Annotated in this window: 16 protein-coding genes; 12 read left to right on the top strand and 4 right to left on the bottom strand. The window is 51.1% G+C overall.

Going from position 1 to position 14,378, the window contains the following annotated elements; all coding sequences use genetic code 11:
- Positions 1-49: 49 nt before the first annotated feature.
- Positions 50-343, top strand: a complete 294-nt coding sequence (locus tag FH603_RS02010) for a rhodanese-like domain-containing protein (RefSeq protein WP_186735531.1) — start codon at positions 50-52, stop codon at positions 341-343.
- 38 nt (positions 344-381) lie between these two features.
- On the opposite strand, the gene miaA is transcribed toward FH603_RS02010, so the two are convergent.
- A complete protein-coding gene (gene miaA / locus FH603_RS02005; RefSeq protein ID WP_186735530.1) occupies positions 382-1,278 on the bottom strand; it encodes a tRNA (adenosine(37)-N6)-dimethylallyltransferase MiaA in 897 nt (298 codons plus the stop codon).
- 583 nt (positions 1,279-1,861) lie between these two features.
- Here miaA and FH603_RS02000 point away from each other — a divergent pair.
- On the top strand, positions 1,862-2,200 hold the full coding sequence (locus FH603_RS02000) for a winged helix-turn-helix transcriptional regulator (protein WP_186735529.1): 339 nt from the start codon (positions 1,862-1,864) through the stop codon (positions 2,198-2,200).
- Between the two features lie 165 nt (positions 2,201-2,365).
- On the opposite strand, the gene FH603_RS01995 is transcribed toward FH603_RS02000, so the two are convergent.
- Positions 2,366-3,166 (bottom strand): outer membrane beta-barrel protein, encoded by an 801-nt coding sequence (locus FH603_RS01995; RefSeq protein ID WP_186735528.1) that lies wholly within the window; start codon positions 3,164-3,166, stop codon positions 2,366-2,368.
- 6 nt (positions 3,167-3,172) lie between these two features.
- The gene (locus tag FH603_RS01990; protein ID WP_186735527.1) at positions 3,173-4,498 is read right to left on the bottom strand and encodes an SGNH/GDSL hydrolase family protein; all 1,326 of its coding nucleotides are present in this window, start codon (positions 4,496-4,498) and stop codon (positions 3,173-3,175) included.
- A gap of 225 nt (positions 4,499-4,723) precedes the next feature.
- Here FH603_RS01990 and lysM point away from each other — a divergent pair, with 225 nt between their 5' ends.
- The 4 genes from lysM (at position 4,724) to FH603_RS01970 (ending at position 7,584) form a co-directional block, all read left to right on the top strand.
- Positions 4,724-5,197 carry a peptidoglycan-binding protein LysM gene (gene lysM / locus FH603_RS01985; protein WP_186735525.1) on the top strand — a complete coding sequence of 158 codons (474 nt, stop codon included), beginning with the start codon at positions 4,724-4,726 and terminating at the stop codon, positions 5,195-5,197.
- 161 nt (positions 5,198-5,358) lie between these two features.
- On the top strand, positions 5,359-6,273 hold the full coding sequence (locus FH603_RS01980) for a DUF937 domain-containing protein (protein ID WP_186735523.1): 915 nt from the start codon (positions 5,359-5,361) through the stop codon (positions 6,271-6,273).
- A 40-nt stretch (positions 6,274-6,313) separates the two neighbouring features.
- On the top strand, positions 6,314-6,604 hold the full coding sequence (locus FH603_RS01975; protein WP_186735521.1) for a hypothetical protein: 291 nt from the start codon (positions 6,314-6,316) through the stop codon (positions 6,602-6,604).
- Positions 6,605-6,702: 98 nt separating this feature from the next.
- On the top strand, positions 6,703-7,584 hold the full coding sequence (locus FH603_RS01970) for a S1 family peptidase (protein WP_186735520.1): 882 nt from the start codon (positions 6,703-6,705) through the stop codon (positions 7,582-7,584).
- A 21-nt stretch (positions 7,585-7,605) separates the two neighbouring features.
- Here FH603_RS01970 and FH603_RS01965 read toward each other — a convergent pair whose 3' ends face one another.
- Entirely contained in the window at positions 7,606-8,022 is a 417-nt protein-coding gene (locus FH603_RS01965; RefSeq protein ID WP_186735518.1) for a hotdog fold thioesterase, read from the bottom strand.
- A 67-nt stretch (positions 8,023-8,089) separates the two neighbouring features.
- Between FH603_RS01965 and FH603_RS01960 the strand changes: the two genes are divergently transcribed.
- From FH603_RS01960 to FH603_RS01935, 6 genes are all read left to right on the top strand, one after another.
- Positions 8,090-8,728, top strand: coding sequence for a histidine phosphatase family protein (locus FH603_RS01960; protein WP_186735516.1), 639 nt, complete (start codon positions 8,090-8,092; stop codon positions 8,726-8,728).
- Positions 8,729-8,909: 181 nt separating this feature from the next.
- The gene (locus FH603_RS01955; RefSeq protein WP_186735732.1) at positions 8,910-10,013 is read left to right on the top strand and encodes a sensor histidine kinase; all 1,104 of its coding nucleotides are present in this window, start codon (positions 8,910-8,912) and stop codon (positions 10,011-10,013) included.
- 64 nt (positions 10,014-10,077) lie between these two features.
- Entirely contained in the window at positions 10,078-10,812 is a 735-nt protein-coding gene (locus tag FH603_RS01950) for a LytR/AlgR family response regulator transcription factor (RefSeq protein ID WP_186735514.1), read from the top strand.
- An 87-nt stretch (positions 10,813-10,899) separates the two neighbouring features.
- A complete protein-coding gene (locus FH603_RS01945; RefSeq protein ID WP_186735512.1) occupies positions 10,900-11,691 on the top strand; it encodes a DUF3298 and DUF4163 domain-containing protein in 792 nt (263 codons plus the stop codon).
- 62 nt (positions 11,692-11,753) lie between these two features.
- Positions 11,754-13,286, top strand: coding sequence for a DUF2079 domain-containing protein (locus tag FH603_RS01940; protein ID WP_186735510.1), 1,533 nt, complete (start codon positions 11,754-11,756; stop codon positions 13,284-13,286).
- A complete protein-coding gene (locus tag FH603_RS01935) occupies positions 13,283-14,362 on the top strand; it encodes a hypothetical protein (protein WP_186735508.1) in 1,080 nt (359 codons plus the stop codon). Before FH603_RS01940 ends, FH603_RS01935 begins: the two co-directional genes overlap by 4 nt.
- The last annotated feature ends 16 nt before the right edge of the window (positions 14,363-14,378 follow it).

The following is a 14,378-nucleotide window of genomic DNA, read 5'->3' as shown; positions in this document are numbered from 1 at the left end:
GGTAAATGCTGCCTGCTGATTCTTCGGCGATTTATTAACCTATACCACAATGGACATTACCGTACAGGATTTGAAAGAGCGTCTTGATAAAGGCGAAAAACTAAACCTGATCGACGTTCGTGAACCGAACGAATACGAAGCCGATAACATTGGCGCTACCCTTATTCCACTGGGTGACTTACCCTACCGGTTGGATGAGCTGGATGGGTTACAGGACGAAGAAGTTATTGTGCATTGCCGCTCGGGAAAACGTAGCGAGATGGCCCAGCAGATACTTGAACAGAATGGCTTCAACAACGTGCGCAACGTTATTGGCGGTATGCTGGCCTATCGTGCCCAGTAGCGCTTTCGGGCGATGAGCAATGAGTTTACCGGCGAAAGCTACTCGTTGCTCATCACTTGCTTTAAAATTCCCTCCTCATCGTCGGGGCTGAACCAGCTGAAGTTAGCCTGGTTGCGAAACCAGGTTAGCTGGCGTTTCGCGTACCGGCGCGAGTTTCGCTTCAGCAGCCGTACCATCTCTTCATAACTGTACTCACCATCGAGATACGGGAATACCTCCTGATAACCAACAGTGTGCAACGCGGGAAGGTGGCGATAGGGCAGGAGCGACCGTACTTCGTCAAGCAGCCCGGCCGACAGCATAGCGTCCATACGCGTATCGATACGGGTATACAGTTCATCGCGCGGGCGGTCGAGGGCAATCAGAACCGATCGGAAAGGGCGCTCGGCAGGCTGTTGTTTTCGAAACGAAGAATACGGCATTCCCGATGACAGGCATACCTCAAGAGCCCGCGTTACCCGGATTGGGTTTTGCAGGTCGGCCGTTTGGGCATAAGCCGGATCCAATCGGCGAAGCTCGGTCTGGAGCGATGCCAATCCCTCCTGGTCCAGCTTATCGATCAGTTGCTGCCGTAACGCGGGTTCAACGGGTGGCAGATCATCCAGACCCTCGCAAACGGCCTTGATGTATAAGCCTGTGCCGCCGGACAGAATAACCACCTCATTTTTTTCAAACAGACCTTCCAGAATGGGTAGGCAATCGCGTTCGTAGCGTCCCGCGTTAACGGGTTCCAGGATGCTGTGAGAGTCGATAAAATGGTGAGTCACGCCAGCCATCTCAACTGTTGAGGGTTTGGCAGTGCCAATGGTTATTTCCCGGTATAGCTGGCGCGAATCAGCGGAGACAACATCGGTTTGCAATCGCGTTGCCAGCCGAACGCAAAGCTGCGTTTTCCCAACGGCTGTAGGTCCGGCTATGACGAGTAAGGTTTTCAAAAAAAGTGAAGCTGGGTATCGATCATACAAAAATAGCTGTTTCGCCCGACTCGGCCTTTACATAACTACGTATCGTGTTTTGCTGCGGGGAGGAACAATCCTGTGTTTGAATAGATCAGTTAGTACTGGTTTTTAGCATAACGTACTGGCTTCCAGCTATAATTAGTTTGAGTGTTTATCGCTATAATCAAACTAACAGAAGTAGTGTGTTTGTAGCGTATATCGCGCTGTCTGGCCGTGTAGAGTACTGTTGATTCTCCGGGCTGCCTCTTTACACCTATCGTACAACAGAAATGCAACGTTATTGTGTACCTTCTTTATGGTAATAAAAGGTCGAATAGGACATAAGTAGTTTTGTCATTTCAGGAAGATAGCGGTGAAAATCTGTTAACGTATATAGGTTATTTTTTAGGCTGTTCAGCGTCTGATTGGTAACTAGTTAGGCTGAAATCTCTTGCTGTATACGACATGTCAATTGACTTTATGCGCTATTTGTCACACAAAGATTTATCTTTGCCTATATCGATTCAAATACCTTTTACTCAGTAGGTTGCCAACCTAAAGGTTAGTTGATACCTCGTTTATGAACGAACAGCCTCGGACTCAGATAGTAGCCAATAATTCGCAGGTAGTACTTAAGAAAACACTGGATATAATATGTGGAAAGTGGCGTCTTTACATCATTTTTCAATTAGGTACTCAGGCCCGCCGGTATGGTGAACTGCGTCGGATGATTCCTGAGGTAAGTGAAAAAGTTTTGATTCAGGAACTCAAGGCTCTGGCTGCGCTCGGTATGGTTGAGAAGAAGTCTTTCCCTGAAGTTCCCCCCCGTGTTGAATATGGCTTGACGCCTAAAGGGCTTGAGGTATTACCCATGCTCCAGAAGTTGACATCGATCGGCGAACTGTTCTTAAAGCCTTAATTGCCTTTAATAAAACGACCCATTTGTCCGGTGGTTTCCCGGACCTATAGCGCTTATACTGCACTGCCGACTGGGCCATACCAAAAAATAGGGTTGTAGCCTGCTATTCTGAGCGAACATCTTAGCTCAGGATAGCAGGCTACAACCCTATTAATGGCTTCGGCTTCAGAAAATCCTGTAAGCCAGCGAAAGCGTGGCTATGCCGAGGAAACCAGTGACGTTGCTATCATTATAGACGCCCCCAACCGGTACCGCATACCGAACGTCGACATCCAGGCTCCTGATCGGCGAGAAACCGGCTCCCAACTCAATTGCATAAGTAAAGTCCTTTACCTCAAGGTTACGAGCCTCGAACTTGTTAAGCAGGTTCGTCGTACCGGTTGTTTCCGGGATGGTTGTTTCGGGAAAGCCAACCGTTCCATTGCCATTGATCTTGCCGTTGTTTATACGTGTTGCTTCGGCCTTTTGAACAAATATGAAGTTTGGACCCGCATAAGCGCGTAGGCGGCCGTCCATGAACCGTTTGCCGAACAGGATAGGCACATCGATCGCTTCCAGCACCGACTCCGACTTGATGTTGAGGGAGGCAGTGAGCAAGCCGGGTACTACGCTAACGGGTAAGGCATTGGAAATGGCCGGGTTGGCATTTACGTCCAAGGTGACATCGGTTTTTTGCTTGAGCACAAACCGGTTATAGGTAACCTCCGCCTGGATGAAAAACGTATTGAAGTTTTTTCGTGCCCATAAACCACCCGAATAACCAAAACCGATCCCGTCACTTTTGTTGTCGAGGGATGGTACCTCAACGCCTGTCCCAACCGTCTGAGCGGGAATCTTGGTGAATCCATGTGTAAATGTACCGCCCCCTTTGATACCGAACTCGATGCCGGATGTCGGGGATTGGGCCATAGAAGCCGTGGCGCTCATCAGAAGTAGCGCGGCCAGAGAAAATTGACTGATTTTCATGCGTAATTAATTTTGAAGCAGTACGCGACGGTAGTTGCCGGCGTTGACCTGTGGGACGGTTGCAGTGTATTTCGTATTGATGCCCTTGATGATTTCATTGGCCATCAGCGCATATCCGGCAGGCGTCAAATGAATACCATCTAAGCTATAAACACCGCCTTGTAAATAATCAGCTTTATACGTGATTCCGTTCTGAATCAGGCCCGTCGCTGATGAAACCTGATTGAGCACTATGTTTGGATCAATAAAAGCAGCTCCCTTGGCATCGGCCTGCGCTTTCATAACGCCGTTGAACTCGCCAATGCGTGTATTGAGAATCTGTACTTCGTTCGCATCCAATACATATTCGTCAGGAACAGGATTCGTCGTACTAAGGCCGATTCCTCTGGCTATGAAACTGTTCAATACAGGCGCTATAGAAAGTAGAAAGTAGTCGCTGGTAGTAGACCGCCGAACACCCCCCGGTGCTGATCTGGAACGGATAGCTAAACCGGGTATGCCCTGTGCCTGAAGCAATCCGTTGATCTGAGCTGTGGCAGTCGTGAAATAAGGCGTCTGAACAATATTGGGAATACCTATAACAACACCTTTTCGGTTTCCTTCGGCTAGCTTGTTCATAACAGCCGTAAAGTTGGTTGTGAACAGGCTTGTACTGGTCAATCCTCTAACTCCGTTCTCTTCGCCTGTACCGCCGGATATAGCATAGCCTAAGGCATCGTTATTGCCAAGCCAGCAGGAATAAAATGTTGCCCCGCTGAGATTGTCACTGACATACTGGAAGTAGGTCAGTCCCTGATTGGTCAGAAATCGCTCAAAGTAAGGATTGCCCCCGGCAGTAGAACCATAACCCTGGATAAGCAGGTCAGCTACGCGAATACCGGGAACACCCAGGTTCTGATTCGCATCCGTGAATTTCGTATAAAGTACAGTGTTATTCGTAGATATACCACGAACGCCTAATTGCGACCGGGTCGTATCGAAAGTAGGTAGGCTGGTTGCACTGGCTGGTAACTTGATCAGACGGATATAACCTGATCCGTTTGCCTGGGCTTCGGTAAACAGGGGCTGGATAAAGTCACCTCCGCCAACGGTCCTGAACTGCCCCGACAGGATGTTCGGGTAGGAGTTGAGTTGGCTGTCGCGATACAGACCTGCATCGGCATAACCAGCGGTAAGTGAATTGCCAACGGCAACGTATTTGGTAAAGTCAGCGTCACCTTTTGAGGGCGTTCCACCGGGGGAGTTGGGGTCAACGTCATTGTTGGTACAGGCCACCAGGCCAACGAGGGTCGTTACTAATAAACCCCACCTGAATCGTACAGTAAAGTGCATTCTAAATCGATTGTTGATTAGGAAAAAATAAGGACATATTGGTACATAAACAACGTAAAAGTAACTCGATTGTATGTAAGAAATTAAGCGATACAGATGAAATACTAATTAAACTATGCATTAACAAGACTAAACATTCATGTGTCTGGCGGGTTGTTTGAATCAACCGGCTTGGCGTACTTGCCAGTCAGTAAACTCATGTTTCATTAAAACTATACTAAATCAATGGGCCTTTTATCATTTTTCAAGGGTGTTGGAGAAAAGATTTTCCACAAAGATCAGGTAGCCACACCAGCCGATCCGGCACAGGCCGAGAAAGTAGAGCCCCTACGGGCACAGGCGCTGCTCGACCACGTCAAACAGTTGGGCCTGACCTATAACTCGCTGACAGTTAAAACAAAGGGAGATACCGTCACGCTGATTGGATCGGTAAAATCGCAGGAAGATTCCGAAAAAATTGCACTGGCCGTCGGTAACGTCGAAGGTGTTGAAGCGGTTGATAACCAACTCGATGTAGCAGAGCCAACGCCAGAAGGCAAATACTATACGGTTAAGTCGGGAGACACGCTATCCAAAATCTCGAAAGAGGTGTATGGTGACCCAATGAAATATGGTGTCATTTTTGAAGCCAACAAGCCAATGTTGAAAGATCCTGATCTGATTTATCCAAATCAGGTGCTGCGTATTCCCCAATTGTAAAAAAAGGAATAGGGTAGAAATAAAGGAAAGGCGGAAGCAGAAAGGAATTGACCGGGTCATTTTCTTTCTGCTTCCGCCTTTCCTTTATTTACCTAACACGTCCCATTTCCGAACATTCAGGCTATGGCTCGGTTAATGGCCTATCAACCAACGTTTGAAAAATGGCCGTTCATTTATTAACCTACCTGAAAGAACAATTTACCCCCGGCGTTATCGATCTGCTTAGCCGGGAGTTGGGCGAGTCACCCGCTACTACATTAAAGGCGGTCAATGGTTCGATCTCTATATTATTAGGCGGTCTGACCCGTCGGGTTCAGACCTCGGGCGGGACGTCGTCGATCATCAATCTGCTATCGAAAGGCGAGTACGGTAATACTCCCCTCGATGTGAGTCAGGTACTCGATGAACACCAGCAAACCGCCGATACCGTCACGGCTGGCCGTAGTTTTCTCGCTGAAATTTTTGGCAGTAATCTCACCCGGACTACCGAGTTGATTGGCACGTATAGTGGTATAAAGCCCCAATCGGTAGTAACGGTTCTGGGCTTGTCCGGTTCTGTGCTGATGGGCGTTCTGGGCCGGCAGCAACAGGAGAACGGACTGACAGCTCATAGCCTGTCGACACTCCTGCTGGGGCAGGCCACCGAATTTCGGAAAGCCATGCCGGGTGGTTTGGAAGCCGTAGGCAGCCTGCTTGGTTTCGATGAACTACAGACCCCCGCCGGGCCGCAGACGGAAGTGCAGGGAGCCGATAATTTCAGCGGAACCGTCATCAACCCGAACATACCCAAGAGTGCCGAGGGCGACCGAAGGCTTGAAAATGTACGGTGGCTGCGTTGGGTAATGGTCGTTATAGCTATACTGGTCGCTGCTCTCATTATTCAAAAGTGCAGCGAGAATCAGAATGGTACCGATGGTATCAGTACCGATTCAACCGCCCGTGTTGAGTCAGATGCTGTAGAAGACACATCAGCGGCCACAAAACGCAGTATTCAGGATGCTAACGGGCAGGTGTCGGACTCTACCGCACCGGGTGCGCTCGGTATTCGCGATTCATCAAAGATAGAGCGGCCTTAGGATAGGTTAATTAAACCGCCCGGCTATCTGTGCTGTTTTAATGAACGAACTCAACCGATTGAAGAAGATGATGAATAACACCCGAACAATGCTACAGAATGGCTTGCTAGCTGCATTCCTGACCGTTGTCAGCTTAACGATGCTAAACTGTCAGGGCGAAAAAAAGGCCGACAGCAGCGAGTCTACGACGACTACCGCCGACAGTTCCTTCATGGGCCGTCAGGGTGATACCCTCAACTCGTCGGCTATGGATGCACCCCAGCAGGCCCCTGTCGATAGCCAGCCCGGAGCAGTAGCCCCCGCGCAGGTGAATGTGCGCGTTAAGAAATAACACCTGGTGATTGAGTTGGTGAGTCAATGAGTCGGCAAGTTAGGCAGTCAGTGCGTAACTTGCCGACTCATTGACTCACCGATTTTATTGCTCTTTTTATGTTTGTTGACGCCATTGAGCGCATCGATCCGTTTACCCGTCCGCTTCACTCCATTGTCCGGCTGTATGGCCACGGTGAAATCATTCCCGGCAGTGCAACGATTTTCTTTGTGAATGAACACGGTTGCGCTGTCACCTGCAAACACGTTGCAGAGCTCGTTACCAAGGCAGAGACTATTTATCAGAACTACCGGAGTTTCCAGGGTGCCCGGCGGGATGTTCAGCGCGAAAAAGATGCTGCCCAGCGTATCAGTCAGCTGGAAGCCCAGTACAAGCTTCAGTCTGAAACGATCATCCGTATCCAGAATTATTTTGTGGGCTGTAGCAACGATGTCAAACTGACCGTTGACATGCACCCGACCCAGGATCTGGCCCTGCTCCGGTTCGACGGGTACGGCCCCTCGCTGTACCGCTCTCATGCTACGTTTTTGGGAGACAGCAGCCGCGTAAAGGCGGGGCGTAGTCTCTGCCGGGTGGGTTACCCCTTCCCTGAGTTCACTAATTTTCGGTACAACCCCGCCACCGACGATATAGAATGGACAAATACGGGGCGCAGCACCTCACCCCGCTTTCCCATCGATGGCATTGTAACCCGTCTGCTGAGTGAGAACGGCGGGATTACGGGAATCGAAATGAGCACACCGGGTTTACGGGGGCAGAGTGGCGGCCCCTTGTTCGACTCTGGCGGATTAATTTACGGTATGCAGTCGGCTACGCGTCACCTGCACCTGGGTTTCGACATAGAGGATCGGGAGGTAATGGTCAACGGTCGTAAACGAAGCGTTTCCAACTATCCATTCCTGAATGTGGGTCAGTGCGTCCATGTCGATGTCATCAAAGCGTTTTTGCGGGAAAAAGGGGTCAAGTTTTACGAAGGCTAAGCGAGCCAGCCCTCCTAAAATTCAGCCGGTGATAATAGCTACGGTAAGCCGGCTTATGCACACCAGTTTCCCCCGGTCGTCGGTAATGCGAACGTCCCAGACGTGGGTGGTACGGCCCGTATGAATCGGTGTACAGCGGCCATACACCCAGCCATCCTGTACGGAGCGCAGGTGGTTGGCGTTGATTTCAAGCCCTACTGCCCGCTGTTTGGCCGGATCGTCGAGCAGCATCCAGGAAGCTGTACTACCCAGCGATTCAGCCAGCACGACCGATGCCCCACCGTGCAGAATGCCAAACGGCTGATGAGTGCGGCCATCGACCGGCATCCGCGCTACGAGGTATCCATCGCCTACTTCGGTAAATTCAATGCCAAGGTGTTTCACAATCGAGTCGGCGTGGGCAAATGACAAATTGGCCAGATCAAAACCAGCTTTCATATTGAAAAGGGTTTATGTAATTTTGCACCCAATTTGGTGATTTATTGATAATCAACAACGCACAAGCTTGGCACAAAAAACCATTTATTTGATTCGCCACGGCGAAACCGATTACAACCGACGGGGGGTAGTACAAGGTAGTGGCGTCGATTCGGATCTCAATGAGATGGGACAGGCACAGGCGATGGCGTTCTTTCAGGCGTATCAGCATGTACCGTTTCTCAAAATTTATATTTCCGGTTTAAAGCGTACCTACCAAACGGCCCGTCCGTTTATCGAACTGGGTATTGCGCACGAAAAACTCACCGGTTTCAACGAGATAAGCTGGGGTGTCATGGAGGGCAAAGTGCCGGGCAACCTGGATAATGAATATTACCGCAGTCTGATCGAAGCCTGGGCATCGGGCAATACGGCCCTTCCTACCGACGGGGGCGAAAGTCCGGAACAGGTAGAGGCCCGGCAGCGAACGGCTATGGACGTGGTGCTGGCGCAACCGGACGAAGCGCCCGTTCTTATTGCCATGCATGGGCGCGCCATGCGCATTCTGCTCTGCTGGATTACAAACCGGCCGTTAGCGCAGATGGACCATTTTGAGCACAGTAACCTGTGTCTCTATAAACTCCGCTACGACTACGATACAAAAACGTTTACGATCGACTTATCCAACGATACGTCGCACCTGTTGTCGCTGGCGCTGGCACAATAAGACCTGTTCTATCGATACTGAATAATAATCACCGGAATGGATAAGGAAAGCTTACTCGTTCAACCATCATTATTCCGCATTCAGTATTCTGTATTTTCCTTTCGTGTATAATTTCGCCCGCTCCTACGGTGGTTCCGTATATTCGTTGTGTGTCTGATAAGCGGCATGAATCAGAATGGGCATCGCTAAGCAAAAAATATACTGGTTTTGTCAGCTGTTTGGCTGGACGCTCCTCATTATGGTGGAGTATCTGGCTTACCTGGCCGAGCTAGGCTTTGACGCCGACACGCTATACCTGGCTATTGTCAATATCTTTCTGGGGATTACCTTGACGCACCTGTACCGACTCATGATCCGCCGGTGGTACTGGGTACGGCTGCCGTTTATTCAGTTGGCCCCCCGTGTGCTGTTTTCCGTGTTTGTGCTCGCCCTGATCATGACGCTCGTTAACCTGCCCATCGACCGGGTTATCGTGCCGCAGTATTTGGTCAATGAACCCTGGCTGTTCATCGGTTATATCCTGACCTGGGGAAAGACCATGCTGGCGTGGGTGTTGAGCTATACCGTTTACCACTACGTAGAACGGACGCGGAATGCTGAAATCGAGAAGATTCTGCTGAAAACGAGTATCCGTGAAACCGAAGCAAAAGTATTACGGTCGCAATTGAACCCGCACTTTGTGTTCAATGCGTTGAACAGTATTCGGGCACTGGTCTACGAAAATCCCACAAAAGCGCAGCAGAGTATTACCCAGCTTTCCAACCTCCTCCGTAACTCATTGCTGGCCGATCGGCGTAAAACGGTTGAACTACGGGAGGAAATGAAAACGGTCGAAGATTACCTGGCCCTTGAAAAAGTGCGCTACGAAGAACGATTAACGTCCCGGATCGAACTCGATGGCCGGACGCTGTTCTGGCAGGTGCCGCCCATGATGCTACAGACGCTGGTCGAAAATGCCATTAAACATGGTGTGTCAACGGCCATAGGCGGGGGCTTTATTGAGGTGAAATCGATGATCGTTGCCGATAAACTTCACATTATCATTCGTAACACAGGCGTATTGGGCGACAAAGAAGCGTCGGGCGGTTTTGGGTTGGCAAATACGGCCCAGCGGCTCGAACTGCTGTACGGTCCTGAAGCGGCCTTTCAGATTTTCCAGGAAGAAAGTACGCCCGATCAGTCTGCTGAAACGGGTGGCTCTGTTGTGTGCGCAACCATTACCATTCCCGCCCAGTCAGAGGGCTTGTTCCGACGTACCAGCGAAGCGATGTCGAACGCCAGCTAGATTGACCGTTTCTCTGTCAACCATACCGGTTCCTATTCGATTGTTAACTGCCAAACCCCAGTAGATGAAAACACTTATCATTGACGACGAACGCCTGGCGCGTAACGAACTGCGTCGGCTCCTCGAAAACTTCCCTAAAATTCAGATTATCGGCGAAGCGGCCAACGCCGATGAGGCCCTGCCGATGATCGAAGAGTTGGAACCCGAACTCCTGTTTCTGGATATACAGATGCCCGGCAAGAACGGTTTTGAGTTGTTGCAGGCCATCGAGGGCAAAGCGCCGGAGGTTATTTTCACAACGGCCTTCGATGAATATGCTATCAAAGCCTTTGAGTTCAACGCGCTCGATTACCTGCTTAAGCCCGTTGAACTGGCGCGGCTGAGCGAAGCCATTCACCGCGTCGAAGAGGAGCAGCACACCAATGAAGTAAACGGGGTGTCGACGGGCCTGACTACCAAAACATTGGGCGAAAACGATCAGGTGTTCGTAAAGGATGGCGAGAAGTGCTGGTTCGTGAAGCTGGGTAAGGTGCGACTGTTCGAATCGATGGGCAACTACGTGCGGCTGTATTTTGACGACCAGAAGCCCCTGGTGCTGAAATCGCTCAACGCGCTGGAAGACCGGCTCAACCCGGCTACGTTTTTCCGGGCTAACCGCAAGCACATTATCAACCTGCAATGGATCGAAAAAATAGAACCCTGGTTTAGTGGTGGACTACTGGTAACCCTGCGTGGTGGCGATAAAATCGAAATAAGCCGACGGCAGGCTATTCGGTTTAAAGATTTACTAAGTTTGTAGTATCGGTAAGGCGTTTTTTGACCGTCGTTAGCCACGCAGACAAGTTCGCGGGGTGGACAACCCGATGGTGTCCTCCTTTTTCGTTGCATGAAGTATTTACTCAACCTCTTTCTTTTCGGTCTTATTCCTTTTTTTTCGGCCTGTCGTCAGACACCCTTGGGTCCTCCCGTTCTGGAACGTCAGCAGTATACGCTGACCGGCGGGAGCCGCTGTGATACCACTGCCAACAAGGGGGTAGATGTGTCTGTTTCCTATGTCCTGCTCAAAGAAGACACCGACGGCGCTCACCGAATAAACGACACCTTGCAGCAACTGGCCGTAGGCAGTATCACTGGCTGGCTGGACAGCACTACGGTAGCCGCCCATCCGGAGGCCCGCACGGATCTGGCCAGGGCGGCTTCGCTCTTTGCCACCGACTACCACACCATGACTCAGGACATGGGCGGGCTGGGCGGGTGCTGGGAGCTCAAAACCCAGGCCGATACCCTGTATGCCAGTGATGATGCGGTAACCGTTCAGATGGAAACCTACGCCTATACGGGGGGTGCCCACCCGAATACAAACCTGGCGTTCTACACCTTCGATCGGGAATCTGGCCGGGCACTATCGCTCAACGACCTCGTGACCGACACGACGGCCCTGCTGAACGTAGTTGAGCAGTCATTCCGCCGGCAGCAGGGACTGTTGCCACAAACCAATCTTGAAGAGCGTGGTTATTTCCTGCGGGATGGCCGGTTTTTTCTGCCAGCCAACATTGGCATGAGCCGTAAGGGATTGGTTTTTTATTACAATCCCTATGAAATAGCGGCCTACGCTCTTGGGCCTATAGAGGTAACTGTACCCTATGATCAGTTAAGCGGAATTCTGCGTGCCAATTAACGCTCGTATGCGTCTTTTAACCGTTGGTCATCTCTACCAGGAGTTGATTTCTTACTCTTCGTATGACAAAAAAATGGATTATCCCGGTTGCCGTCAGCAGTCTAGCATTGCTCCTGTTCTTCTGGTTTAAGATCACCCGCTTCCAGGCGTTGTACTACACCTACAACGACATGTATATCTTTCTGCAAAGCTCGTGTAGCTGGCTGGATGGTCGACCTGTGCTTTATGAGAACGTTTGGGGGTACGATGATCGAATCCATAACAATTATGCAATGCTGCTCTGGGGACCGCTGATCTACGTGTTCGGGGCGTATGGTGCGTTTGCCGTGCAGACGGCCCTGTCGTTGCTGAGCTATGGACTGCTGTTGTACCAGATCGGTCGGCGATTGCCCGTATGGGCCATGTGGCTTGTAATGGGCGTACTGCTCCTGGGGCCTGTCTGGTTCTGGTTCAACGATCACCCCGGTATTGGCTGGCACCCCGAACTGACCTATTTTCCCCTGTCGATCCTGTTCCTGCTGGCTTTGTTGTCTTCCCGCACGAGCTGGTTTCTGGTAACGGCTGTTCTGCTCCTGCTCGTCAAAGAAGACGGGGCATTGCTGGCCGGTGCGCTTCACCTCGGCTTCATCAGCGTTCAGTACCTGACGGCCAACCCGAAGTTGTCTATTTTTGGTATCCTGACCCGGTCCCGGTTCTGGGTCGTACTGGGCGGCTGGGCTACGCTGTTCGTCGTGGGTATGTTGTTTTTGTCCTATAAGAACCATTCGACTGAGCCGGAGCCCCGCCTGCAACAGGCCCTGGCCGTGATGACCTCGGGACTGCACGACGCTGACTTTATCAACCGACACCTCACGCTGCTTCTGCACACGTTTCTGTTATTATTACCTTCAATTTGTTTGTTGTTCTATGGTCTGTATCGGACTGGTTGGCGACAGGTAGGGAGCGTTTTGCTGGTCTATACGCTGGCACAAGTTGCACTGCTGTTCTCCAACTGGGTACAGGGCGCAACCTACTACGGTACCAATCCACTGTTCGATCTGGTGTCGCTGACGTGGCCACCGCGTTTCGTGCTGGTCTATGCTTTCTCGGTGGTGTACGTACTGACGATCTGGTTCCTGTTCGGGCTGGGGGAGGAGCGCTCAAGGCCCCGCTGGCAACCGATGGTGCTGGGCACGCTGCTCGTTGTCATCCAGTTTGCCATCGTTCCCTACGCCCGCGCTGACTTTCGGCTGCTGACTATCCTGCGCGATATGGCTACACACCGTTTCGATCCCCGGAAAGAGCCTTTTCTGCCAGCCTCCGACATGGCCGTAATAAATCGGCTGGCCAGTATTATCCCGGCCCGTTCCAGCGTATTTGTTTTCGACTACCTGATTCCGGTCTTTCATAAGCACTACAATATCTGGCCAACCGAAAAGCAGTGGGAAGACGCCGATATAGCCATTATTCCCAATGACGATTTTCAGCAGTTGAGCGAGCGATTACCACGCGTCATGAAGTACCCGAATCGGGCTGTGCGGCTGGACACCTACACGATCTATATCACGCCAGCTTATGAACCCTACCTGAGAGCAGCACAGAATCCGGGTCGATGAGTAGCTTTGTGGCGGGGATCGATGTTACGGCCCCTTACACGCATCTTACGTTTGGCATGTTTTCGCGCAAATCGTTTCTGTTTAACCCTACCCAGAGCGGTATTTTTTACTTCCTGCTCTTTGGTGGTCTCATCTGGCTGGGTCTGTCGCTGTATGAAGCAGTTAACGGACATTACTCGATAATCGGGAGTGTTGCGTCGTTCCTGGCTTTCTTTGTCGCCTTCCAAAGCTGGAAGGCGGCCGACGATGGGTCGCGTAAGGCCGACGAGGCCATTCGACAGATCGAGAACATTGCCCAGGAAACACACCGCCTTGCCCAGTCGAATTTCGAGATCGACCAGCAGATCAAAAAGGCGGTTGTGACCATCTCCGATTCTACCCGCGAACTCTTCCGGGGTTATGGCCAGATCCTGGCAGAGCTTCAACAGTTTCTGGAAGAAGCGACAAACAGCGAATGCCTGTACATTATTTCTGATACGGCAGCGGTTGGCAAGTTTCCGGCCCACTATGACCCCAACCTGCACAGCTCAGCTCCCGAACTCGGTGCGCTGGCCGACCGCCTGCACGAAACCCTGCTGGAGCGCGTTCGTGACTCGCGCGAATTCTACATTGCCACCCTGAGCGACGACGAAACCACCACCGATGGGCAGCATGCCAATAGTTTGTATCAGCATTACCTGTTACCGATCTGGCAAACCTTACATAACGAACCGTTGCCGGAAGGTCACTGGCTGGAACATCTGGCACTGCACCAGCGTACGATCCGTCAGATTCAGGATGCGTTTGCGTTTTATGAGGGCCACCGGGAACAACGCGAGATGGGTCTTGAACCCTGCCATAAGTTGACAACGCTGCCCTTTCAGGCTTATATCCGGGTCGATCTGGAACATCCCGAACCGTTTAAAGCGTTGATTATTTTTGTAGGCCAGTACAACATGAACCGCATTCAGGATGCCCGGGCCATGATGACCGCCGACCCTGAACTGGTTCGCACGTTTATCAGCATGTTTGAATCACTCACCCAACTGGATAACGACCCACGCTACCAGCAACTGCGAAAAAAGCTGCCACTGTAAAGCCGGAACTTGTGAC

The organism is Spirosoma utsteinense, from assembly GCF_014282275.1.
Classification (GTDB): Bacteria; Bacteroidota; Bacteroidia; order Cytophagales; family Spirosomataceae; genus Spirosoma; species Spirosoma utsteinense.
This window is presented reverse-complemented; position numbering and strand designations above follow the sequence as displayed.

What these genes read in the sequence shown, in the direction of transcription:
- FH603_RS01970 (WP_186735520.1), top strand. Translation starts at nt 6,703, where the DNA reads ATGTTTGTTGACGCCATTGAGCGCATCGATCCGTTTACCCGTCCGCTT.
- FH603_RS01940 (WP_186735510.1), top strand. Translation starts at nt 11,754, where the DNA reads ATGACAAAAAAATGGATTATCCCGGTTGCCGTCAGCAGTCTAGCATTG.
- FH603_RS01980 (WP_186735523.1), top strand. Translation starts at nt 5,359, where the DNA reads ATGGCCGTTCATTTATTAACCTACCTGAAAGAACAATTTACCCCCGGC.
- FH603_RS01990 (WP_186735527.1), bottom strand. Translation starts at nt 4,498, where the DNA reads ATGCACTTTACTGTACGATTCAGGTGGGGTTTATTAGTAACGACCCTC.
- FH603_RS01945 (WP_186735512.1), top strand. Translation starts at nt 10,900, where the DNA reads ATGAAGTATTTACTCAACCTCTTTCTTTTCGGTCTTATTCCTTTTTTT.
- FH603_RS02010 (WP_186735531.1), top strand. Translation starts at nt 50, where the DNA reads ATGGACATTACCGTACAGGATTTGAAAGAGCGTCTTGATAAAGGCGAA.
- lysM (WP_186735525.1), top strand. Translation starts at nt 4,724, where the DNA reads ATGGGCCTTTTATCATTTTTCAAGGGTGTTGGAGAAAAGATTTTCCAC.
- FH603_RS01995 (WP_186735528.1), bottom strand. Translation starts at nt 3,166, where the DNA reads ATGAAAATCAGTCAATTTTCTCTGGCCGCGCTACTTCTGATGAGCGCC.
- FH603_RS01975 (WP_186735521.1), top strand. Translation starts at nt 6,314, where the DNA reads ATGAACGAACTCAACCGATTGAAGAAGATGATGAATAACACCCGAACA.
- FH603_RS01965 (WP_186735518.1), bottom strand. Translation starts at nt 8,022, where the DNA reads ATGAAAGCTGGTTTTGATCTGGCCAATTTGTCATTTGCCCACGCCGAC.
- FH603_RS01935 (WP_186735508.1), top strand. Translation starts at nt 13,283, where the DNA reads ATGAGTAGCTTTGTGGCGGGGATCGATGTTACGGCCCCTTACACGCAT.
- FH603_RS02000 (WP_186735529.1), top strand. Translation starts at nt 1,862, where the DNA reads ATGAACGAACAGCCTCGGACTCAGATAGTAGCCAATAATTCGCAGGTA.
- FH603_RS01950 (WP_186735514.1), top strand. Translation starts at nt 10,078, where the DNA reads ATGAAAACACTTATCATTGACGACGAACGCCTGGCGCGTAACGAACTG.